General features: G+C 65.0%; 3 protein-coding genes. 2 read left to right on the forward strand and 1 reads right to left on the reverse strand.

Annotated elements, in window-relative coordinates:
* On the reverse strand, positions 1-563 hold a 563-nt coding region (locus tag EN780_RS33425), incomplete at its 3' end, for a sugar kinase (RefSeq protein ID WP_133372856.1).
* A gap of 208 nt (positions 564-771) precedes the next feature.
* On the opposite strand from EN780_RS33425, the gene EN780_RS33430 reads away from it, so the two are divergent.
* A complete protein-coding gene (locus EN780_RS33430; protein WP_128276393.1) occupies positions 772-1,215 on the forward strand; it encodes a FixH family protein in 444 nt (147 codons plus the stop codon).
* 7 nt (positions 1,216-1,222) lie between these two features.
* On the forward strand, positions 1,223-1,756 hold a 534-nt coding region (locus EN780_RS33435), incomplete at its 3' end, for a cytochrome c peroxidase (protein WP_281035399.1).

Below are 1,756 nucleotides of genomic sequence, written 5' to 3' on the forward strand. Positions count from 1 at the left end.
GTTACAGCCAACGCTTCGCTGGTTGCCGCCTGCGCCTCCTCGCGACTGCGCCACAGCCGCGGCCGGTAGTTGGGATCGAAGGCGACGAGCGAACCAGCCGCGCGCGCCTTGGCCACCGCCTTCAGCAATGTCTGGCGTCCGGCGTCCTCCAGAATTCCCAAAGTGATTCCGGAAAAATAGACAAGTGCCTGGTTTTCAAGGTTTTTGGCCAGTGCGTCCGGATCCGAAGCCAGTTGCCTGGCGGCGGCGTCGGCGCGCCAGTAGGTGAAGGCGCGTTCGGCGCCGGTCAGCGTGATGGCGTAAAGGCCTGGCCGGGCGCCTGGAATGACAGGGCTTTGGCCGATGCCGATGCCGTTTTCGGCGAGGAAGGCGATCTGCCCTTGCGAGAACGGGTCGTCGCCGAAGGCCGAGACATAAGTCGCCGGCCGCTCGCCGCTCAGCGCATGCAGCGCCCACAGCATGTTGAACGTGTCGCCGGCAAAGCCCATGCGCCAGTTCGGTCCCGCCTGGCCTGACAGTTCGAGCATGCACTCGCCGATCGAGGCGACGCCATTTGCAGCCATCTATCTGTCTCCCGGTGCACGTCGCGCAAAAGTGTCCAGCGTTTTGGGGATGACGACATGCACAAACCAACGAGGTGCTGCTGTAGCTTTTTGCGATGGGTAACGCCATGCTTGGCGGCTGCGGTTTTTTGCGTCAGAAGCGGTTTCCCACAGTCGCGGCGGGATGCGATGCGCCCGCTGGAACGTTGTCTTTGGAGAAGGAACCGGTTTGGCATCCCTATGGCGCTATCTTCTCGCGGGTCTTGGTCTGGCCGCCTTGCTGGCTGGCGTTCTTGCGATCGTGTACCTGACCGCTCCGCAAACGACGCCGGGCCCCGACACGTTGCGCTCGAAGACGACGGCAAACGGGCTGTTCGTCGCCAGTTTCCAGCCGGAGCGGGGCGGGGTCCGGCAAGGCGAATTGCAGTCCTGGCTGCTGACGCTGAAGACAGTCAAGGGCGATCCGGTGGAGGGAGCGGCGATTGCCGTTTCCGGCGGCATGCCGCAGCACAATCACGGCCTGCCGACCAGCCCGCAGGCGACCGACTATCTGGGCGAAGGGCGCTATCGCATCGACGGGCTGAAATTCACGATGAGCGGCTGGTGGCAGCTGCGCTTTGCCATTTCCGCGGCGGCCGGGTCCGATACGGTCGTCTTCAACATCGTGCTGTGAGCGGTCGATGAGGCGCCTCCTGCTGGTCCTGCCTCTCGTCGCACTGGTCGCCATGGCGTTGCTTGCCGGCTGCGGCAAGCCGCAGTTTTCCGATGCCGAGAAGAAAGTCATAGCCTCGCTGGCGCTGAACACGCTACCGCCGCTGAAGCCCGACACCACCAATCGCTTCGCCGAGGTGCCGGCGGCCGCGGCCCTGGGCTCGACGCTGTTCTTCGACCAGGGCATGAGCCGCGACGGCAACGTGTCCTGTTCGACCTGCCACAAGATCGACCGCCAGTTCCAGGACGACCTGCCGCAAGCGGTCGGCATCGGCCGCACCAACCGGCGCACCATGCCGCTGGCCGGCGTGGCGCGCGATCCCTGGTTCTTCTGGGACGGGCGGCGCGACAGCCTGTGGGCGCAGGCGTTGACGCCGCTCGAAAACCCGCTCGAGCATGGGGGAAACCGCGCCGCCTTCGCGCATTACATCAAGAAACGCTTCGGCGAGCGTTACGAGCGCATCTTCGGGCCGCTGCCCGATCTCTCCACTGTGCCCGCCAAT

Origin of the sequence: Mesorhizobium sp. M4B.F.Ca.ET.089.01.1.1, assembly GCF_004022605.1 — a bacterium.
GTDB classification, from domain to species: domain Bacteria; phylum Pseudomonadota; class Alphaproteobacteria; order Rhizobiales; family Rhizobiaceae; genus Mesorhizobium; species Mesorhizobium abyssinicae.